The sequence below is a fragment of the Yersinia sp. 2541 StPb PI genome, from assembly GCF_052217145.1.
GTDB lineage: Bacteria > Pseudomonadota > Gammaproteobacteria > Enterobacterales > Enterobacteriaceae > Yersinia > Yersinia enterocolitica_E.
The window spans coordinates 924,141-939,912 of record NZ_JAZGQB010000001.1 but is presented as its reverse complement, the minus strand read 5'-3'; the positions used below and the strand labels follow the sequence as shown (position 1 = coordinate 939,912).

Here is a 15,772-nt window from a genome sequence, read left to right as displayed (position 1 = left end):
CCAACGAGAGTGCCACGCACGGCAGTTATCGTGTTATGACACGGGCCGACTGGGGCAATAGCTACCCAGCCAAGAGGTTTACGATTGATGATTACCATGTTGGATGTCTCTTTGCGCGCCGGTGTTTCCAAGGCCACTGTCTCCCGGGTATTAAACGGCACCGGGCAGGTGAAGGAAAGCACCCGTGAGGCGGTGTTTAAGGCGATGGACGAACTGGGTTACCGCCCTAATTTTCTAGCACAATCACTGGCCAACAGAAGCTCCAACAGCATCGGGTTAGTGGTTTCGAACTTTGAAGGCCCCTACTTTGGCCGTTTACTCCAGCAGGCTGCGAAACTGATTGAAGCCAGTGGTAAGCATTTGATCGTGACAGATGGCCACGATACGCCACAAGGCGAACAGCAGGCAGTTCAGTTACTGGCTGACCGTTGCTGTGATGCCATTATTCTTTACACTCGCTCAATGTCTGAAGTTGATTTAATGCAATTGCTTGCCAACGTTGCCGCCCCCTTGATGGTTATTAATCGTGATTTACCCCAAGCCCGTGAGCGCTGTGTGTTCTTCGAACAGCAACAAGCTGCATTTAATGCGGTTAATTATCTGATACAGCAAGGGCATCGTGATATTGCCTATATTACCGGGCCAATCACCACCTCCACGGCCCAATCCCGCCTTGCCGGTTATCAGCAAGCGCTGGAGGCGCACGGAATCGCGCTGAATGAAGATCTGATTATCCATGGCGATAGTGGCGTACCTGACGGTTATCAAGGATGTCAGGCGCTATTGGCACGCGATATTAGCTTCAGCGCGCTGTTTATCTACAATGATGATATGACTATCGGGGCGATGAAAGCCCTTAATCAGGCGGGGAAAAAGCTACCACAAGATGTTTCGTTATTTGGTTTTGATGACGAACCTACCGCACCTTACCTGCAACCGGCACTCTCAACTGTGTATCTGCCAATTGATGCGATGATTGAAGCCGCCATTACTCAGGCGTTGAAGCTGATTGCGGGCAAACCGGTGCTACCGCTGCCCCCTTTCATCGGTGAGTTAAAATTACGTGATTCGGTGGTACCAGGGCCCTATTACCGCTGAGGACGTTTGTATCAAATGCAAATAGGATCAAATGCAGGTAACCGATAGCCTTGAGTTATGTCTCTGGCTATCGGCTGAGGACTTTTTTGTATAAGCTAATTCAACCTATCCTTTTGATAACAAAGTCGTTAAATCTGCTCTAATGCAATAAGTTCTTCAATGGTTTGCCGACGGCGAATTAAGCGTGGCTGCCCCTGTTCGAACAGCACTTCCGGCAATAATGGGCGGCTGTTGTAGTTCGAAGACATCGACGCACCATAAGCCCCGGTATCGTGGAATACCAAATAATCACCAATTTTAGCGGCTGGCAATGCGCGGGTTTCCAATCCACCACCCGCTTCCTGGGTGAATACATCACCTGACTCGCACAGCGGGCCGCCAACTACCGTATCAATCAACGGTGCCGATGTGAGGTCGCGCTCATCAGCAGGCAGCAACGAAATATGGTGATAACTGCCATACATTGCTGGCCGCATCAAATCGTTAAATCCGGCATCCACCAACACATAGTGGCGACGGCCCATATTTTTAACAGCCCGCACCTGCGCCACCAAAACACCTGACTCTGCCACCAGAAAGCGGCCGGGCTCAATTTCCAGACTAACCGGATGACCGAGATAGGCAGCAATTTGCTCTCTGGCTTTATTCCATAAGCCATAATAATGTTCGGTATCAATCTCATCATCACCAAATTGATAAGGGATCGATAACCCACCACCGGCAGAGATAGCGCTGATATCCTGCCCCAGTGCAATCACCTGCTGAACCATGGCATCACAAACTTGCTCCAGATGTTGATAATCAACACCAGAACCAATATGCATATGAACACCCACCAGCGTTAAACCATATTTTTTAATTTTCTCAATAGCTTGTGGTAAATCTTGATGCCAGATACCGTGTTTGCTGTTCTCACCGCCAGTATTGGTTTTTTGGCTATGACCATGGCCAAAACCCGGATTTATCCGCAACCAAACGGGGTGCCCTGGGGCATGTTGCCCCAGTTGATCTAGCATGTCGATTGAACCGGCATTGACCGGAATGTTTAATTCAGTCACCCGTAATAACGTGGCCTGATCCAGCAGATCTGCGGTAAATACGATCTCGGCCGGTTCCTGCCCCGGCTGGAAGCCAGCATGTATCGCACGTTCTATCTCACCCAACGAGACTGAATCGACTTTGACACCCTGCTCACGCATCAAACCGAGAATATGAATATTCGAACAGGCTTTCTGGGCAAAACGAATAACATCAAAGTTTCGTAATTGGTTGATTCGTTTAACAATAATCTCACCATCATACGCCCACACCGGGCAGCCAAATTGCTCAGGCAGAGCCAGCAGATTGTGGGCAGTCAGTGCCGAAGTGGTGTCATAAAGTGTGCGCGGCATAGGTTTTTCCTAATAATTGTTCATCAATATGTTGGGCGAAAAAAATGATTTCGCTGATACCTCATTATTAGCAACTGAATACCTGTTAGGAAAATATCTATTTACCGTGAGTCTATTCATTTATGATATGGCTTTCAGTAAACCGTCGCCACTTCAGGAGTGTTGTGATGCCCACCATTTCCCTACGACAAATCGAGATTTTTCATGGTGTCATGACCACCGGTAACCTGACTGAAGCCGCCTTATTACTCCAGACATCCCAACCCACCGTTAGCCGTGAACTGGCCCGCTTTGAGCAATTAGTCCAATTAACACTCTTCGAGCGTGTACGTGGCCGCCTCTATCCCACAGTACAAGGCTTGCGGCTATTTGAAGAGGTACAACGCTCTTATTACGGTCTTGATCGCATCCGACAAGCTGCTGAGGGTATTCGTCAATTCCAACAGGCGCAGCTTTCTATTGCCTGCCTACCGGTCTTTTCTCAATCGCTGCTACCCGCCGTGTGCAAACCCTTTATTGACCGCTACCCGGAAGTCAGTCTGAGCATCATCCCGCAGGAATCGCCCCTACTGGAAGAGTGGCTTTCAGCTCAGCGTCATGACCTTGGTCTGACAGAAAACACCCAGACTCCTGCCGGTACGTTGCGCCATCCTCTGATGACCGTGAATGAGATTTGCGTATTGCCCAGTGACCATCCGTTGCGGGATAAATCACTACTGACACCACAAGACTTCCAGGGTGAAAACTTTATCAGCTTGTCCGTTACCGACAGTTATCGCCAATTATTGGATAAACTATTTATTGAACAAAGCGTTAGCCGAAGGTTAGTGCTGGAAACCCACAGTGCTGCATCGGTCTGCGCCATGGTACGGGAAGGGGTGGGGGTATCGATTGTCAATCCACTCACGGCATTAGACTATATTAGCAAAGGGGGCGCTGAAGGTGTGTGCGTGCGGCCATTCAGCGTCGAAATCCCTTTTACTATCAGTTTGATACAACCGAAACATCGCCCATCATCTACTTTGGTAGATACGTTTATCGAGCATTTAAAGCAGCAGGCCATCACTTTCCAGCAGCGCCTAACCCAAGTGATTACCCAACAATATTAAGTTTTCGCAACGGGCCTAAACAGCTTTCACCTTACCGGCCCGCGCCCGGGAGAAGGTAAACAGACACAGTAGCAGCCCCATCACCGCCAGTGCTGCGGCGGCAAAGGGCACTGCGGTTAAACCTAACCCACGAGCAATCACCACACCACCAACCCATGCCCCTAAAGCATTGCCGACATTAAAGGCGGCAATATTCAGGGTCGACACCAGATTAGGTGCTTTTTTACCATAGGTAACCACATTGATTTGTAGTGCAGGTACTGCTGAGAAAGCTGCCGCTGACCATAGAAACAGCGTCACTTCTGCTGCCAATAATGAATAGCTGGTCCAACTGAACAAGGCAGAAAACAGCGCGATTAACAGGAAAGTCATCGTCAGACTGACGGAAAGGTGCCAATCGGCCAGCCGCCCCCCGACAATATTGCCCAATGTCAGACCAACCCCCATCAGCAACAATGTCCAACTGACACCATGTTCTGAAACCTGCGTCACTTCTGTCAGAATGGGGGCGATGTAAGTAAAGAGAGCAAACATAGCGGCGGCAAAAAAGACCGTCATCAATAAAGATAGCCAGATTCCCCCTCCGCGCAATGCGGCTATCTCTTTACGCAGTTCGGTCGGGGCCTCCTCCTGAGAAGAAGGTAATTTGCTGTAAAGGGCGGCCAGTGAGAATAAACCGATGACTGAAACCACCCAGAATGTTGAGCGCCAACCGAAGGCCTGCCCCAGCGCGGTCCCTAGGGGCACGCCCAACACATTGGCCAGCGTCAGGCCAGTAAACATCAGTGCCACCGCCGAAGCTCGTCGATTCGGCGCCACCAGATTGGCGGCAACCACGGCACCAATCCCAAAGAAAGCACCATGACACAGCGCCGTTATCACTCTGGCCAGCATCAGGAAATCATAGTTGTATGCCAGAGCACACATCAGGTTACCGATAATAAAGATCACCATTAATAGTAATAATGTCTTTTTACGTGGCAACTTTGCGGTCAGAACTGCCATGATAGGTGCGCCAATTGCAACTCCCAGCGCATAACCACTGATTAACCAACCGGCAGTTGGAATCGAGATATGTAAGTCACCCGCCACCTGAGGTAGCAGCCCCATAATGACAAATTCGGTGGTACCAATAGCAAAAGCACTCAGTGCCAATGCCAGCAGCGCAACAGGCATAATACCAGCTCCCAGTCAGACAATATCAGCTCGCAGTAGATAGCGGGCAAAACAAATTGTTGCCGATAATGGTTAATTAACCGGCACCATGTAGTGAGTCACAGAAGAGGCGAAACCGTGAGCATCGCCAAAAACGCAGTAATAACCTTATAAATTATAATTGTTTATTTTCTTAACTAACTAAATAGAAATAGCATGAGTTGAGGAATACTGACTAGTAGTGAACAAGGTTATAAATAGCGGAGTAACTAAAAAGGCAGCATTTGCTACGTATAATGCTATGAAATAAAAAGTAATTTATAGGCATCACCGATCACAAAAATATGTTTGAGAATGTAACTCACCGCTATAGCGTCAAGAAAGCAGAGTTAAGCCAATGGGGATTGGTTGCAAACCACTCCACGAGAAAATCTAACATTGTCCTTAATGTTGCTGGCATGTGCCGCCGTGAAGTATAGATACCGTAAATACCCATTGCTTGCGGCTGATAACCCGGTAATAAGCTGACCAAATCGCCTCGGGCGATATAGGGGGCGGCAGAATAACTGGGTTGCAGAGTAATCCCGGCCCCGTCCAACGCACCACTTAGCAAAACTACTGACTCATTGGCACTCAAATTGCCACTGACTGCAACGGCTGATTTTTCGCCCTGTAAATCAAAATGCCACAAACTTTTGCCAAAATATGAGTATGTCAGGCAGTTATGTACTGCCAAATCATAGGGTGTTTTGGGTATTCCGTTGGCTGACAGGTAGGCCGGAGAGGCACAGACAACGGAATGGCACATGGAAAGTGGCCGTGCAATTAAATTCGGGTCTAACTCATTGGTTATACGCAATGCTAAATCAATGCGTTCTTCTACCAGATTGACTGCCCGGTTATTGATTTGTAAATCAACCGCGACCTGGGGATAACGGCGTAAATAGTCAGTGACAGCAATCACCAAAGCACTCTGCCCAAGAGACTGAGAACAACTGATTCGCAATAAACCGCGCAATTCATCACTGCCTTGCCCTGCAATCACATCCATCTCTTGGGCAAACTCAAGCATACGTCGGCAACGTTCAAGGGTGGTTTCGCCAGCATGGGTCAGGCTCAGTTTTCGTGTTGTCCGATGTAACAGCCGCGCCCCCGCCCACTGCTCCATCTCAGCCAGATAGCGTGTCACCATCGCCCGTGACATCTCTAATGCTTCGGCGGCAGCAATCATACTGCCACGCTCGACAATCGCGACAAAAACCTCAGCAGCAGTGATCCTATCCATTATTAGCTCGATTTAAGCAACAAACAGTTGCTCATTATCAGGTTTTTCTATCGAACGATGCAATCTATTATCTAACCCATACCCCAGTCATCCTCAGGAAAACCGATATGTTTAACAAAACGCTATTACAAATGACCTTTGCCGGCCTGGCAACCTTCGCAGCCGTAGCAAACGCAAGTGCTGTCGAACAACTCAAAATGGAAGTCTATAATCCAGGCGAAAAGAGCATCTTCCCAGTCTCTTCTGAGATTATCAGCGGCAAAACCGAAGTGGTTCTGATTGATGCGCAATTTCAGCGCAATGACGCCGAAGCACTGGTGAAGAAAATCCAGCAAAGTGGCAAAAAACTGACCACCATTTATATCAGCCAAGCCGATCCTGATTTCTATTTCGGTCTGGATGTCATCACAAAAGCATTCCCACAAGCCAAGGTACTAGCCACACCCCAGACCATTGAAGAAATAGAAGCGACCAAAGACGGCAAAATGGCCTATTGGGGACCGATTCTAAAAGAAAATGCGCCTACCCGGATAATTGTTCCGCAAGCACTACAGGGCAAGAGTTTCACTATCGATGGGCAAAACATTGATGTTGAAGGGCTAGACGGCCCATCACCTGAAAAGACATTTGTCTGGATCCCATCCTTGAAAGCTGTTGTTGGCGGTGTCGCTGTCTCCGGTAATATCCATTTATGGGTCGCGGATACTCAAACCGCAGAATCACGCCAGCACTGGCTAACAACATTGGAAAAGATTAAAGCACTCAAACCAGTGACCGTGGTTCCTGGGCATTATCTCGATAACGCGCCACAAACATTGGCATCAGTGACCTTTACTCAGAACTATTTAACCACACTGAATACAGAGATTCCTAAGGCGAAGGATTCCGCAGCACTGATTGCGGCGATGAAAAAACACTATCCAGAGTTGAAAGATGAATCTAGCTTGGAGTTAAGTGCTAAGGTACTGAAAAACGAGATGAAATGGCCGCAATAAGCGGCGCTTAAAATGAATCAGTACGGCATTACCCTGTCATCAACCAAAGTGCCAGAAGGCGGTAACTTGAATGGTGACGGGGACTAAGAGGAGAACATAATGACCCCGCTAACTTTACATTACATTTTCGACCCTTTATGCGGTTGGTGCTATGGCGCAGCGCCATTGGTGCAAGCCGCACAAAGCATTCCTGATCTGACACTGGTACTGCACGGTGGTGGGATGATGTCTGGACCGAATCGTCGCCAGATAGATAGCCAATGGCGTGGTTATGTGATGCCTCATGACAAACGTATTGCCGAACTCACCGGACAAACGTTTGGTGAGGCTTATTTTAATCACTTGCTGAATGATACTTCAGCGATTATGGATTCCACGCCACCTATTGCCGCCATTTTAGCGGCTGAACAATTGGCCGGACAAGGCGCGGATATGCTCCATCACATCCAGCAAGCTCATTACGTAGAGGGCCGCCGTATCGCCGACACCTCGGTATTAATTGAACTTGCCACTGATATTGGGTTAAGCCGGACAGCATTTATCAACGCATTCAGTTCCGCCCAGACAGCATCGACTCAGCATATTGCTGATAGCCGCGCCTTACTGGCGAGGGTGCATGGACACGGCTTCCCAACCTTTGTGCTACAAGATAGGCAGGGAAAACTGTCCGCCCTACCCGCAAATGAATATTACGGTGATCCAATTGGATGGACCAAGATGCTGAAAAGCATGCTGGTGCACTAAAAGTTGGCAGGGGCCGCTTCATAACAACCTTGAGCCGACCGCCCAGTAGTCGGTAAACAAAAACGAGCAACAGATTGATTGAGCTGGAATGCTTGTTTTTGTAATACCTCCGATGCACCGGTGGATTGCTGGGCTAACTCAGCATTCAATTTTGTCACTTCATTAATCATCCCCACTTGTGTGGTTATCCCCTCAATACCTTGACTCTGATCGTGTGATGCAGCAGATATTTCCGCCATCAAATCAGTCACCTTTTTAACTGCATCAATAATAGCCCGTAAGTTATCACCTGACCGCGCTACCAAACCGCTCCCTGTGGAGATAGAGCTGGATGAATTATGAATAAGCCGCTTAATATTCAGCGCGGAATTGCCACTTTGATGTGCCAACAAGCCAACCTCTCGTGCTACAACGGAGAAACCGCGCCCATGCTCACCGGCGTGCGCTGCTTCAATGGCAGCATTTAATGCTAAAATATTGGTCTGAAAAGCCACCGATTCGATGAGCGTAATAATTGCCGTTATTTCCTGCGAACCGGCAGAAATATCAGCCATTGATACCACGACGCTAGACATCATTTCCCCGCCTTCACGGGCGATAACGCCGGTTTCATTAGCCAGAAGATTGGCTTGATCGGCACTCATCGTGTTCTGTTTTACCCGGGTAGTGAGCTGATACATGCTTTGTGTTGTTGCGGCCAGTGATTGTGCTTGCGACTGTGTTTGCTCAGCAAGACGATGGCTATCTGCGGCGATTTGATTAACACCTGTCAGGATGATTTCTGCACCTGCGCGAACCTGACTCACCAAGACAATTAAGCCTTGTTGCATTTGGCATATGCTATCAGCCAATTGACGAGCCTCGCGGCTGGTAAACGATGAATATGTAATCTGGCGTGATAAATCACCGGCGGCAATAATGTTAATATGGGAAATAAGGTCATTAAGTGGCCGGATAATTAAGCGTGTAACACCGAGCCAAACCGAAAAGGCAAGGCACAGCAATACCGCCAATGCTGTAATAACCCCCTGCTTTGCTGACGATAAGGACGATAATAGCTGGCTATCCATTACAGCCCGATTACTCTCACTTTGCTGCAAATAGTGGTAATACTTTTCGGTAAAATCACTTTGAAAGCCTTGTATCGGGACTTCAAAAAACCGATCAATATTACTGTTCTTTGACAACCCCTGCCCAAGCTCAGTCAAACCTTGATATAACTGCTGATAACTTTCCTTTAATGCAATGAATTCTGGTCGTTTATCGTGAACAGAAAGAAGTAATAACTCACGATAATTTTGCTGTGACTGCTGCATAGATTGCAGTGCTTCATTCAAAAGACTATGCCAGCTCCCCTCAGAACCGGTCTCTTTGTCCTCCATATAATAGATACCGGCCCGATTGAATTTGTCGCTAGCAATTAATAGCTCCATTCTGGCGCGATCCATCAACACTTCTTGCTGATGGCTATAGTGCGTTTTTTCAACATTAACGGTGGTACTATCCAATATATGAGATAAATACCCGATGGAAAATAACTGCAATAAGGAGAAAAGGCTAATAACGAGTATTAGACCAAACAATATACCGATTTTTCCATCGGAGATTGGGCCTAATCCTTTAACATGCGAGAGAAGCCTTATAACAAACAACCTGATGTGATATAACATTATTTTTACACCGACGATAATTAATATACCAACATTACTCGCCAAACATTACAAGTATATTTCAGGAGATTACATCATGTATCACTGCGTGTTAATAAGCGAAAATTATGAATAGGATGCCCCTGGGATTGTTCAATCAAAATAGTATTTTCATCTAATTTATAGAAAACAGGGTAACTTATTGCATAGGGTGTATTAAGGAAATCATATAAACAATTATCGTCATTATTATATATTGATAGAGATAACACATCACCGATAAAAACCCCTTTACTCGCATCAACCACACGAAAGACAATATTACGCCGTGCTTTCAAATCATGATTTTCACCATACACATCGGCAGATGAGTTTATCTCTCTTCCCATAATATTAACTCTGGAGTAAACATGATAAGTGTTAGGTGAATGATTAAAACAATAGTTAACCTCCCAATAGCCTTCAATCTCTTTCATTGGGTGAATATAAGAATATATACGCCCAGCGCCATACCCTAGCCCTATTGATATAAAAACACTAAAGATCAAAATAAATATTATTTTCGCTCGCATATCAGCTCCCCAGTTTGATATTTACAAGCAATATACTCCCCCTGTTTTGTTTTCTTTAAGTAAACGTAGGGTGCCTTGCGGTATGTGGATAAGAAAACTTCATCTAGCGTGTTATCCAAACCTATCAATATAGGCATGATTGTAGGATGTAATATCTTAATTGTATGGGAATTTAATGTCACATATAACGAAGTAAAAAAACAACTTATAAACACTGCCAGTAAAACAACTTTATAACGAAAACCAACGCCGGATAAAATATATTTATTATTTTTAACAACATCAAGACAATCTACTCCTCCCCCACCACCTCTTTCTTTTTCTTTTTCTTTTTCTTTTTCTTTTTCTTTTTCTTTTTCTTTTTCTTTACTTGAAATAAAAATCGGTTTAATACCAATGCAATATCCTTTTTTGGGGATAGTCGTCACTAATTCATGTGCTTTATCATCTAATGCATTACGCAAGTTACTAATTGTTTGTGTTAGTGTGTTATCTGTTACATAGCTACCTCCCCATATCTCCTTCTCAATATCATCGCGGGTGAGAGAGTCTGGATAATTATGGCATAATAAAAATAACACTTCAGACTCTTTATTCCTCATTTTTATGAAAGAACCCCCTTTATTGATTATTCTCTTTTGTGGAGTAAAGAGAATATCTCCAATCATTATTTCATCCATTTCCTTCCCCACATGGTAGTCATCACTAAATAAAATAGCAGAAATAGTGTTACCTGACAGTCTCCTTCAAACATTAATAAAGTTAAATTCATTAGTTTTAAGCGAAAAATGATAGAGAACATAAAAATCAATAGCAAAGGTGAAAGTCTATCAATAAATATTGATAACCAACAAAAAATATCCACCATGAAAATTACATTTTTGAGATATTATTAGTAACAATGAAAAATCAAGAAGGTGAATGATCATAATGAAACTCAGGGTGATTTTATTTTTCACACCAATTATTTTTGGATGCCAAACACACAAAAATGAAAATTTAACTCAAAAAGTAAAAATAGAACAATTAACTGCATTAACGGCTGGGATGCGTTATCTAAAAGAAATATGTGGTATGGAAAAGTTACCAAGTGAAGAGAAAATAGTGAGTAATGCCATAACTATGATGAATTCTGATAACTCTCTCAGTTTACAGCAGAGTAGTCATTCGCGGTCAGAACTAACAGAGGTAAGATATGAAAAATTAAAAAATGACGGTATGAATAACGATTACAAATGTAAAGAGTTGAGCGAAATATTAAATAAATTCATTATTAAAATAAGCTAATAACCTCCCCTAGAAATAGATGAGCCACACTAGCCAGACAAATATAAGGGCCAAAGGCGATGTGTTTTACTTTCTTCTTTGACAAGAGAGAAATCACCATAGAGATAATGATACCTAAACTAGAGGATAACAATATCAACATGGGTATTGCTGATACACCAAACCAAGCTCCCATAGCTGCCATTAATTTAAAATCACCATATCCCATTCCCTCGACACCCTTAAATAACTTAAATAACCAATAGGGTAACCACAAAAAAACATAACCCACTACAGCACCTAGCACTGCAGATGACAGAGAACAAAAAACATTGTTTATATTAAAAACAAGTCCTATCCATAATAATGGCAATGTAATACAGTCTGGAAGTAAGTAACAATCAAGATCGATAAAAGACAACGTAATCAGCGACCAAATTAAAAGTAAACAGGCAACTGTTGAATAATCGCTTTCAGCCCAAAAGGCAACAAGTAAGGTTAAAATAGCCGTCAATAACTCTACAATTAGATAACGAGGATTAATTCTCTGATGGCAGCACCGGGATCTACCACATAATAATAACCAACTGACTACGGGAATATTGTACCTAATAAGTAACTGGCTATTGCAATTTGGGCAAAATGATTTTGGAAAACATAAATTAATGTTGTCTTTGAGGCTATCATCCTTAATTCGTCGACTGACGACCCTATGTTTGGGTGCAGTAGCAGAAAGCATAATTGGTAGCCGATAGATAACAACATTCAAAAAACTCCCTATGCATAGCCCAACAACAGTATAAAATAAAACACCGACCAGACTATAAGTATCAATCATAATTTAATTATATTCCTTTTGATTCTCGCTTTACAAAATAAATATTCCCCATTACATACTCACCACTTTCACTGTCATTACGATAAATATTCACATCACTAATATAAATATTATAGTAGTGAGACATAAAATGAATCACATCTAGTACGTTAGAAAATTTAACCCCATCAAATTTTATAGCAGCAGTTCCATCGGATAATGTCGATATCTGCAAGATGTTATTCCCGCCGTTAAAAATATTAATAATCTCTTTATCAAATTTGTCATGTGAATAATAATCATGCCATACCTTATACTGCCGACGTAGATTTAGATTTTTAGATTCTGTAGAATAATGAAGAATTTCATCCCTTAATAGCACCTGTTTCTGCCGTAATATATTACAATCCACCAAAATTTTAATTGAATAAAGTACCACAATAACCATCAATAAGAATGATAGGATGGTTCTTAATTGCCAAAAATAGTATAGAATAGAATGTGAATTTAACTTCATGGTGTATTATTAAAAATAATATCATGCGTACTATGGCCATTGGCTATTTTATTTAAAATCACTCCTTTAAGACTTTCATTTCCTTCGTTTAATTCAAGTGCTATAGCATCAGGTTCACTTGTGGAGATATTATATGACATCATTTGTGTATCTCTATTAAAATTAACACTATTTACATGCAAATTAAACCTATCAATAACAACACCTGATTTGTGCATTAAATCAAGAAAGCTGGTTTTTGATAACATATCTCTATGATGACCGATGTAATCATTAAAATGACTTATATCATCAATGTCACTTTCATTAACTGGAAAAAAATTAGTATAAAAATATGTAGATTCTACATTTAGCATATCAATATCCTTCATTATTTTATATCTATCAACCCCATAATTTAGGCATACAAAAATAGATAGAAGCAAACACAGAAAAACAGGTTTAAAAATAGGTTGGCAATTAATAATTCTTTTAAAGAAGTCATTATACTTACCGCAGAGAAGATTAACATCAGTATGAGCGACATTTTCAGCCATAACTCGGAGCACATCGCAATATTGTGTTGATTGCCAATTGATAGCTTTACTGCTAGCCGGATAAAAGGTATTTATATGAACAGATGACAACCTTGAAGCATATATTTTTTCTAATATTTCACTACAAATTGAAAAGCCTGACATTTCACTATCTCTGATCAACCATTCATGGTCTAATTTTACCGCAAACCATTGTCCAAGACTAAATGGTAGAGCCAATACATCAGGCACAATAGTTTTTGCAGTGATATCAGCATCCTTTAACCATCCTATCCAGCGATTCATTAATTGATGTTCGACAGCGGCTACATAACAGAAATCATCATCACATTTTAAATTAATAGTATGAAATTTATCTATATCATCCACAATTGATTCCTCAAGTAAAAAAGAAATAACTTTCATATTTTTACTTGTTGCCACTCCTTTGATATCAATTCGTCTGAATATTATACAACTTGCTGGAACTAATATTTTAACAGTATATTTAGGATCTAATTTTAGATTTTTAATTTCAGTATGACTCTTGAGCTTACCATAACTACTCTTTTTACCATCATGCGTTTTGATATACCAATAAACAGAATCGCGCTCATAATTCCCGAGTCTAATCAATAGAGTAGCCCGAGAGGCAACACTATTCATTATATGGTTCGCCAATGCCATACATCCGCTGCAATACCGTAACTTGTTTCTTTTTAATATGAAGAAAGTTACTTAATTGATAATATTCATCCTTACCATCAAGACCAAATGATAATGAGATAAAATACTCATCTGTTGCAAAGTTTGACATGGAAATATCTCTTATCTTTTGTCTATCATTGATTGCCACCACTGAATTATTTAACATCGAATCAAAGAAAATTTCAACATTACCCCAGCCAGTTGCTGGTTTGGATAATATAACCCTGACAATATCTTCTTCACTAAGAGTATTCATGAGCATTGCCTGAACGAGCTTGGCATGTTGTATTTCAAGCGTATTTATATTAACTAATAATACGTTGTCATTTCTAGTACAGATCAGTGGTGTCAGTTGTAAAAGTAACTTATTACTATTATCGGGTAAAAAAACAGCTAAATAATCATTGGAATTAGTATAGTTTGGCCTAAGTATTGAACCAGTATAGATATTATACTTGTTATTTTCGCAACAATCACGGTTAATAAAGCCAGAGATATATTCCATAATATTATTTACTTCTTTTTCCCCTCCCCCTGAGTTAATTAACATATTTTTAAAAACCGTCCTGGCATAAGATTCTACTGTATTGTTGCATGACTTATATTTAATAGAGTAAATGTTTAAGCAGTTAGTTCTATCAATCAAATTATAATATATATCATTCTCGTTTATTTTAATGGTTTTGGGATGGGGCAAACTGTGACCTAACTCATCACCTACATATTTAGAATTTAATAGAGGCCCAATGATTCTGTTTAACATCTCACCTTCACTTTCTAATAATATCCATTTCTGTGACTTTCTTATTTCACTTATCTTAAATAGATTATACAAATCAGACCAGTGATAAAGTGATGTGAAAGCCATTGCGCTAATCAATAATAGAATAGATAATACTAGCAATAGTGCAGCACCATGCTGTGTCTCTAAACTATCCACAATTATAAAACTCCACTATTCAATAAAATAATAACTCGTCTTACCATGCCAATACCTTCCAATTCTATGGTAAATTCAACGGCGTGAGGTAAGACAACGTCGCTCCGCCACTCATTTAGCCATTTTCTTTCATGATATATCTGCATTCTAAATGCTGAGACTCCATCTATAGCATCTAAAATCTTGTATTCCGGATCTGCTATGCAACCAATTTTAGTATAAGATAATTTTTGTAAAACTTTATTTTTCAACCTATAGCCTATACTTTCTGGCATATAGTCAAAATCGTATTTTAAATTATAATTATTATTTAGTAAGAAATAAACCCCAAAATCATCACTTCCCAAAAGCCCCTTCCCTATTTGGAAGGAAACGCCTTGGTAATCATTTGAAATAAGATTTTGATATGTTATCGCGTGAGATATATCATCTTGAAGTTTTTCTATTACTTGGTATATTCTATATAATACTTTTGCCTTACTACTCGCGGCGGCACTTCCTTTCGCAATAACAATAACAGCCTGATAGATAGTTAAACTCATCATGGTAAAAATAATAACAGCAAGTAGTACCTCTAACAATGTAAAGCCATAAGATAAACGTTTAGTCATTAGTAATCCGGTGTCTTTGCACTATATAATTAGGATGTTCGTTATTTTCCTGACTACGAATTTCAACGATAACTTCATGATATCCTTTACTATGATTATATACTTCCTTCGTTTGCCAATACCAAAATTGGTTAAGCATAAAATGACGTCCCTTCGCCAAATCTCCGCTTTGTGTAACATTCATTATTTTAATTTCAGCTAAAACGTTATCTGCAACCCAAGAAGATGCCATCTTATCTTCTAACGCTTTGGTCAAAATTAATTGTTCACTAATATTTTTCATAATGCTGATACCCGCAATAGCAAAAATAGCTAATGAGATCATAACCTCTAACAATGTAAAACCTGTATAATATCGCAAGTAATTACCTATGCGTTGTCGGGACTCAAGTTACTACGT

At 41.6% G+C, this 15,772-nt stretch carries 17 protein-coding genes; 5 read left to right on the top strand and 12 right to left on the bottom strand.

Annotated features, from left to right (window positions below):
* Window positions 1-87: 87 nt before the first annotated feature.
* Entirely contained in the window at window positions 88-1,098 is a 1,011-nt protein-coding gene (locus V1953_RS04060; RefSeq protein WP_372569558.1) for a LacI family DNA-binding transcriptional regulator, read from the top strand.
* A 128-nt stretch (window positions 1,099-1,226) separates the two neighbouring features.
* Here the strand turns inward: V1953_RS04060 and lysA are convergent, their stop codons facing one another.
* Window positions 1,227-2,489, bottom strand: a complete 1,263-nt coding sequence (gene lysA / locus V1953_RS04055) for a diaminopimelate decarboxylase (protein WP_083162844.1) — start codon at window positions 2,487-2,489, stop codon at window positions 1,227-1,229.
* Window positions 2,490-2,656: 167 nt separating this feature from the next.
* Here lysA and V1953_RS04050 point away from each other — a divergent pair, with 167 nt between their 5' ends.
* Window positions 2,657-3,598, top strand: coding sequence for a LysR family transcriptional regulator (locus V1953_RS04050; RefSeq protein WP_083162840.1), 942 nt, complete (start codon window positions 2,657-2,659; stop codon window positions 3,596-3,598).
* A gap of 15 nt (window positions 3,599-3,613) precedes the next feature.
* Here V1953_RS04050 and V1953_RS04045 read toward each other — a convergent pair whose 3' ends face one another.
* Entirely contained in the window at window positions 3,614-4,774 is a 1,161-nt protein-coding gene (locus V1953_RS04045) for an MFS transporter (protein WP_083162838.1), read from the bottom strand.
* 346 nt (window positions 4,775-5,120) lie between these two features.
* Window positions 5,121-6,038, bottom strand: coding sequence for a LysR family transcriptional regulator (locus V1953_RS04040; RefSeq protein WP_372569560.1), 918 nt, complete (start codon window positions 6,036-6,038; stop codon window positions 5,121-5,123).
* 107 nt (window positions 6,039-6,145) lie between these two features.
* Here V1953_RS04040 and V1953_RS04035 point away from each other — a divergent pair, with 107 nt between their 5' ends.
* Complete coding sequence (locus V1953_RS04035; protein ID WP_083162834.1) at window positions 6,146-7,033, top strand: MBL fold metallo-hydrolase; 888 nt, start codon at window positions 6,146-6,148, stop codon at window positions 7,031-7,033.
* Window positions 7,034-7,132: 99 nt separating this feature from the next.
* Complete coding sequence (locus tag V1953_RS04030; RefSeq protein WP_442850684.1) at window positions 7,133-7,777, top strand: DsbA family protein; 645 nt, start codon at window positions 7,133-7,135, stop codon at window positions 7,775-7,777.
* Here the strand turns inward: V1953_RS04030 and V1953_RS04025 are convergent.
* The 3 genes from V1953_RS04025 to V1953_RS04015 form a co-directional block, all read right to left on the bottom strand.
* On the bottom strand, window positions 7,774-9,447 hold the full coding sequence (locus V1953_RS04025; RefSeq protein ID WP_083162830.1) for a methyl-accepting chemotaxis protein: 1,674 nt from the start codon (window positions 9,445-9,447) through the stop codon (window positions 7,774-7,776). The genes V1953_RS04030 and V1953_RS04025 overlap by 4 nt on opposite strands.
* Before the next feature lie 74 nt (window positions 9,448-9,521).
* Window positions 9,522-9,998, bottom strand: coding sequence for a hypothetical protein (locus V1953_RS04020; protein WP_083162827.1), 477 nt, complete (start codon window positions 9,996-9,998; stop codon window positions 9,522-9,524).
* Window positions 9,983-10,678 carry a winged helix-turn-helix domain-containing protein gene (locus tag V1953_RS04015; protein ID WP_442850683.1) on the bottom strand — a complete coding sequence of 232 codons (696 nt, stop codon included), beginning with the start codon at window positions 10,676-10,678 and terminating at the stop codon, window positions 9,983-9,985. Before V1953_RS04015 ends, V1953_RS04020 begins: the two co-directional genes overlap by 16 nt.
* Window positions 10,679-10,928: 250 nt before the next feature.
* Here V1953_RS04015 and gspS point away from each other — a divergent pair, with 250 nt between their 5' ends.
* Window positions 10,929-11,285, top strand: coding sequence for a type II secretion system pilot lipoprotein GspS (gspS, locus tag V1953_RS04010; protein ID WP_442850682.1), 357 nt, complete (start codon window positions 10,929-10,931; stop codon window positions 11,283-11,285).
* Here the strand turns inward: gspS and V1953_RS04005 are convergent.
* Genes V1953_RS04005 through gspI form a run of 6 tightly spaced genes read right to left on the bottom strand, consistent with a single transcriptional unit; the run spans window position 11,272 to window position 15,733 of the window.
* A complete protein-coding gene (locus V1953_RS04005) occupies window positions 11,272-12,102 on the bottom strand; it encodes a prepilin peptidase (protein ID WP_372569564.1) in 831 nt (276 codons plus the stop codon). The two genes, gspS and V1953_RS04005, sit on opposite strands and share 14 nt — an antisense overlap.
* 7 nt (window positions 12,103-12,109) lie before the next feature.
* Complete coding sequence (locus tag V1953_RS04000; protein WP_442850681.1) at window positions 12,110-12,598, bottom strand: hypothetical protein; 489 nt, start codon at window positions 12,596-12,598, stop codon at window positions 12,110-12,112.
* Entirely contained in the window at window positions 12,595-13,779 is a 1,185-nt protein-coding gene (gene gspL / locus V1953_RS03995) for a type II secretion system protein GspL (RefSeq protein ID WP_442850680.1), read from the bottom strand. The genes V1953_RS04000 and gspL overlap by 4 nt, the downstream gene beginning before the upstream one ends.
* Window positions 13,772-14,761, bottom strand: a complete 990-nt coding sequence (locus tag V1953_RS03990) for a type II secretion system protein GspK (RefSeq protein WP_442850679.1) — start codon at window positions 14,759-14,761, stop codon at window positions 13,772-13,774. The genes gspL and V1953_RS03990 overlap by 8 nt, the downstream gene beginning before the upstream one ends.
* 2 nt (window positions 14,762-14,763) lie before the next feature.
* Window positions 14,764-15,372 carry a type II secretion system minor pseudopilin GspJ gene (gene gspJ / locus V1953_RS03985; RefSeq protein ID WP_442850678.1) on the bottom strand — a complete coding sequence of 203 codons (609 nt, stop codon included), beginning with the start codon at window positions 15,370-15,372 and terminating at the stop codon, window positions 14,764-14,766.
* Window positions 15,365-15,733 (bottom strand): type II secretion system minor pseudopilin GspI, encoded by a 369-nt coding sequence (gspI, locus tag V1953_RS03980; RefSeq protein WP_442850677.1) that lies wholly within the window; start codon window positions 15,731-15,733, stop codon window positions 15,365-15,367. The genes gspJ and gspI overlap by 8 nt, the downstream gene beginning before the upstream one ends.
* Window positions 15,734-15,772 lie beyond the last annotated feature (39 nt).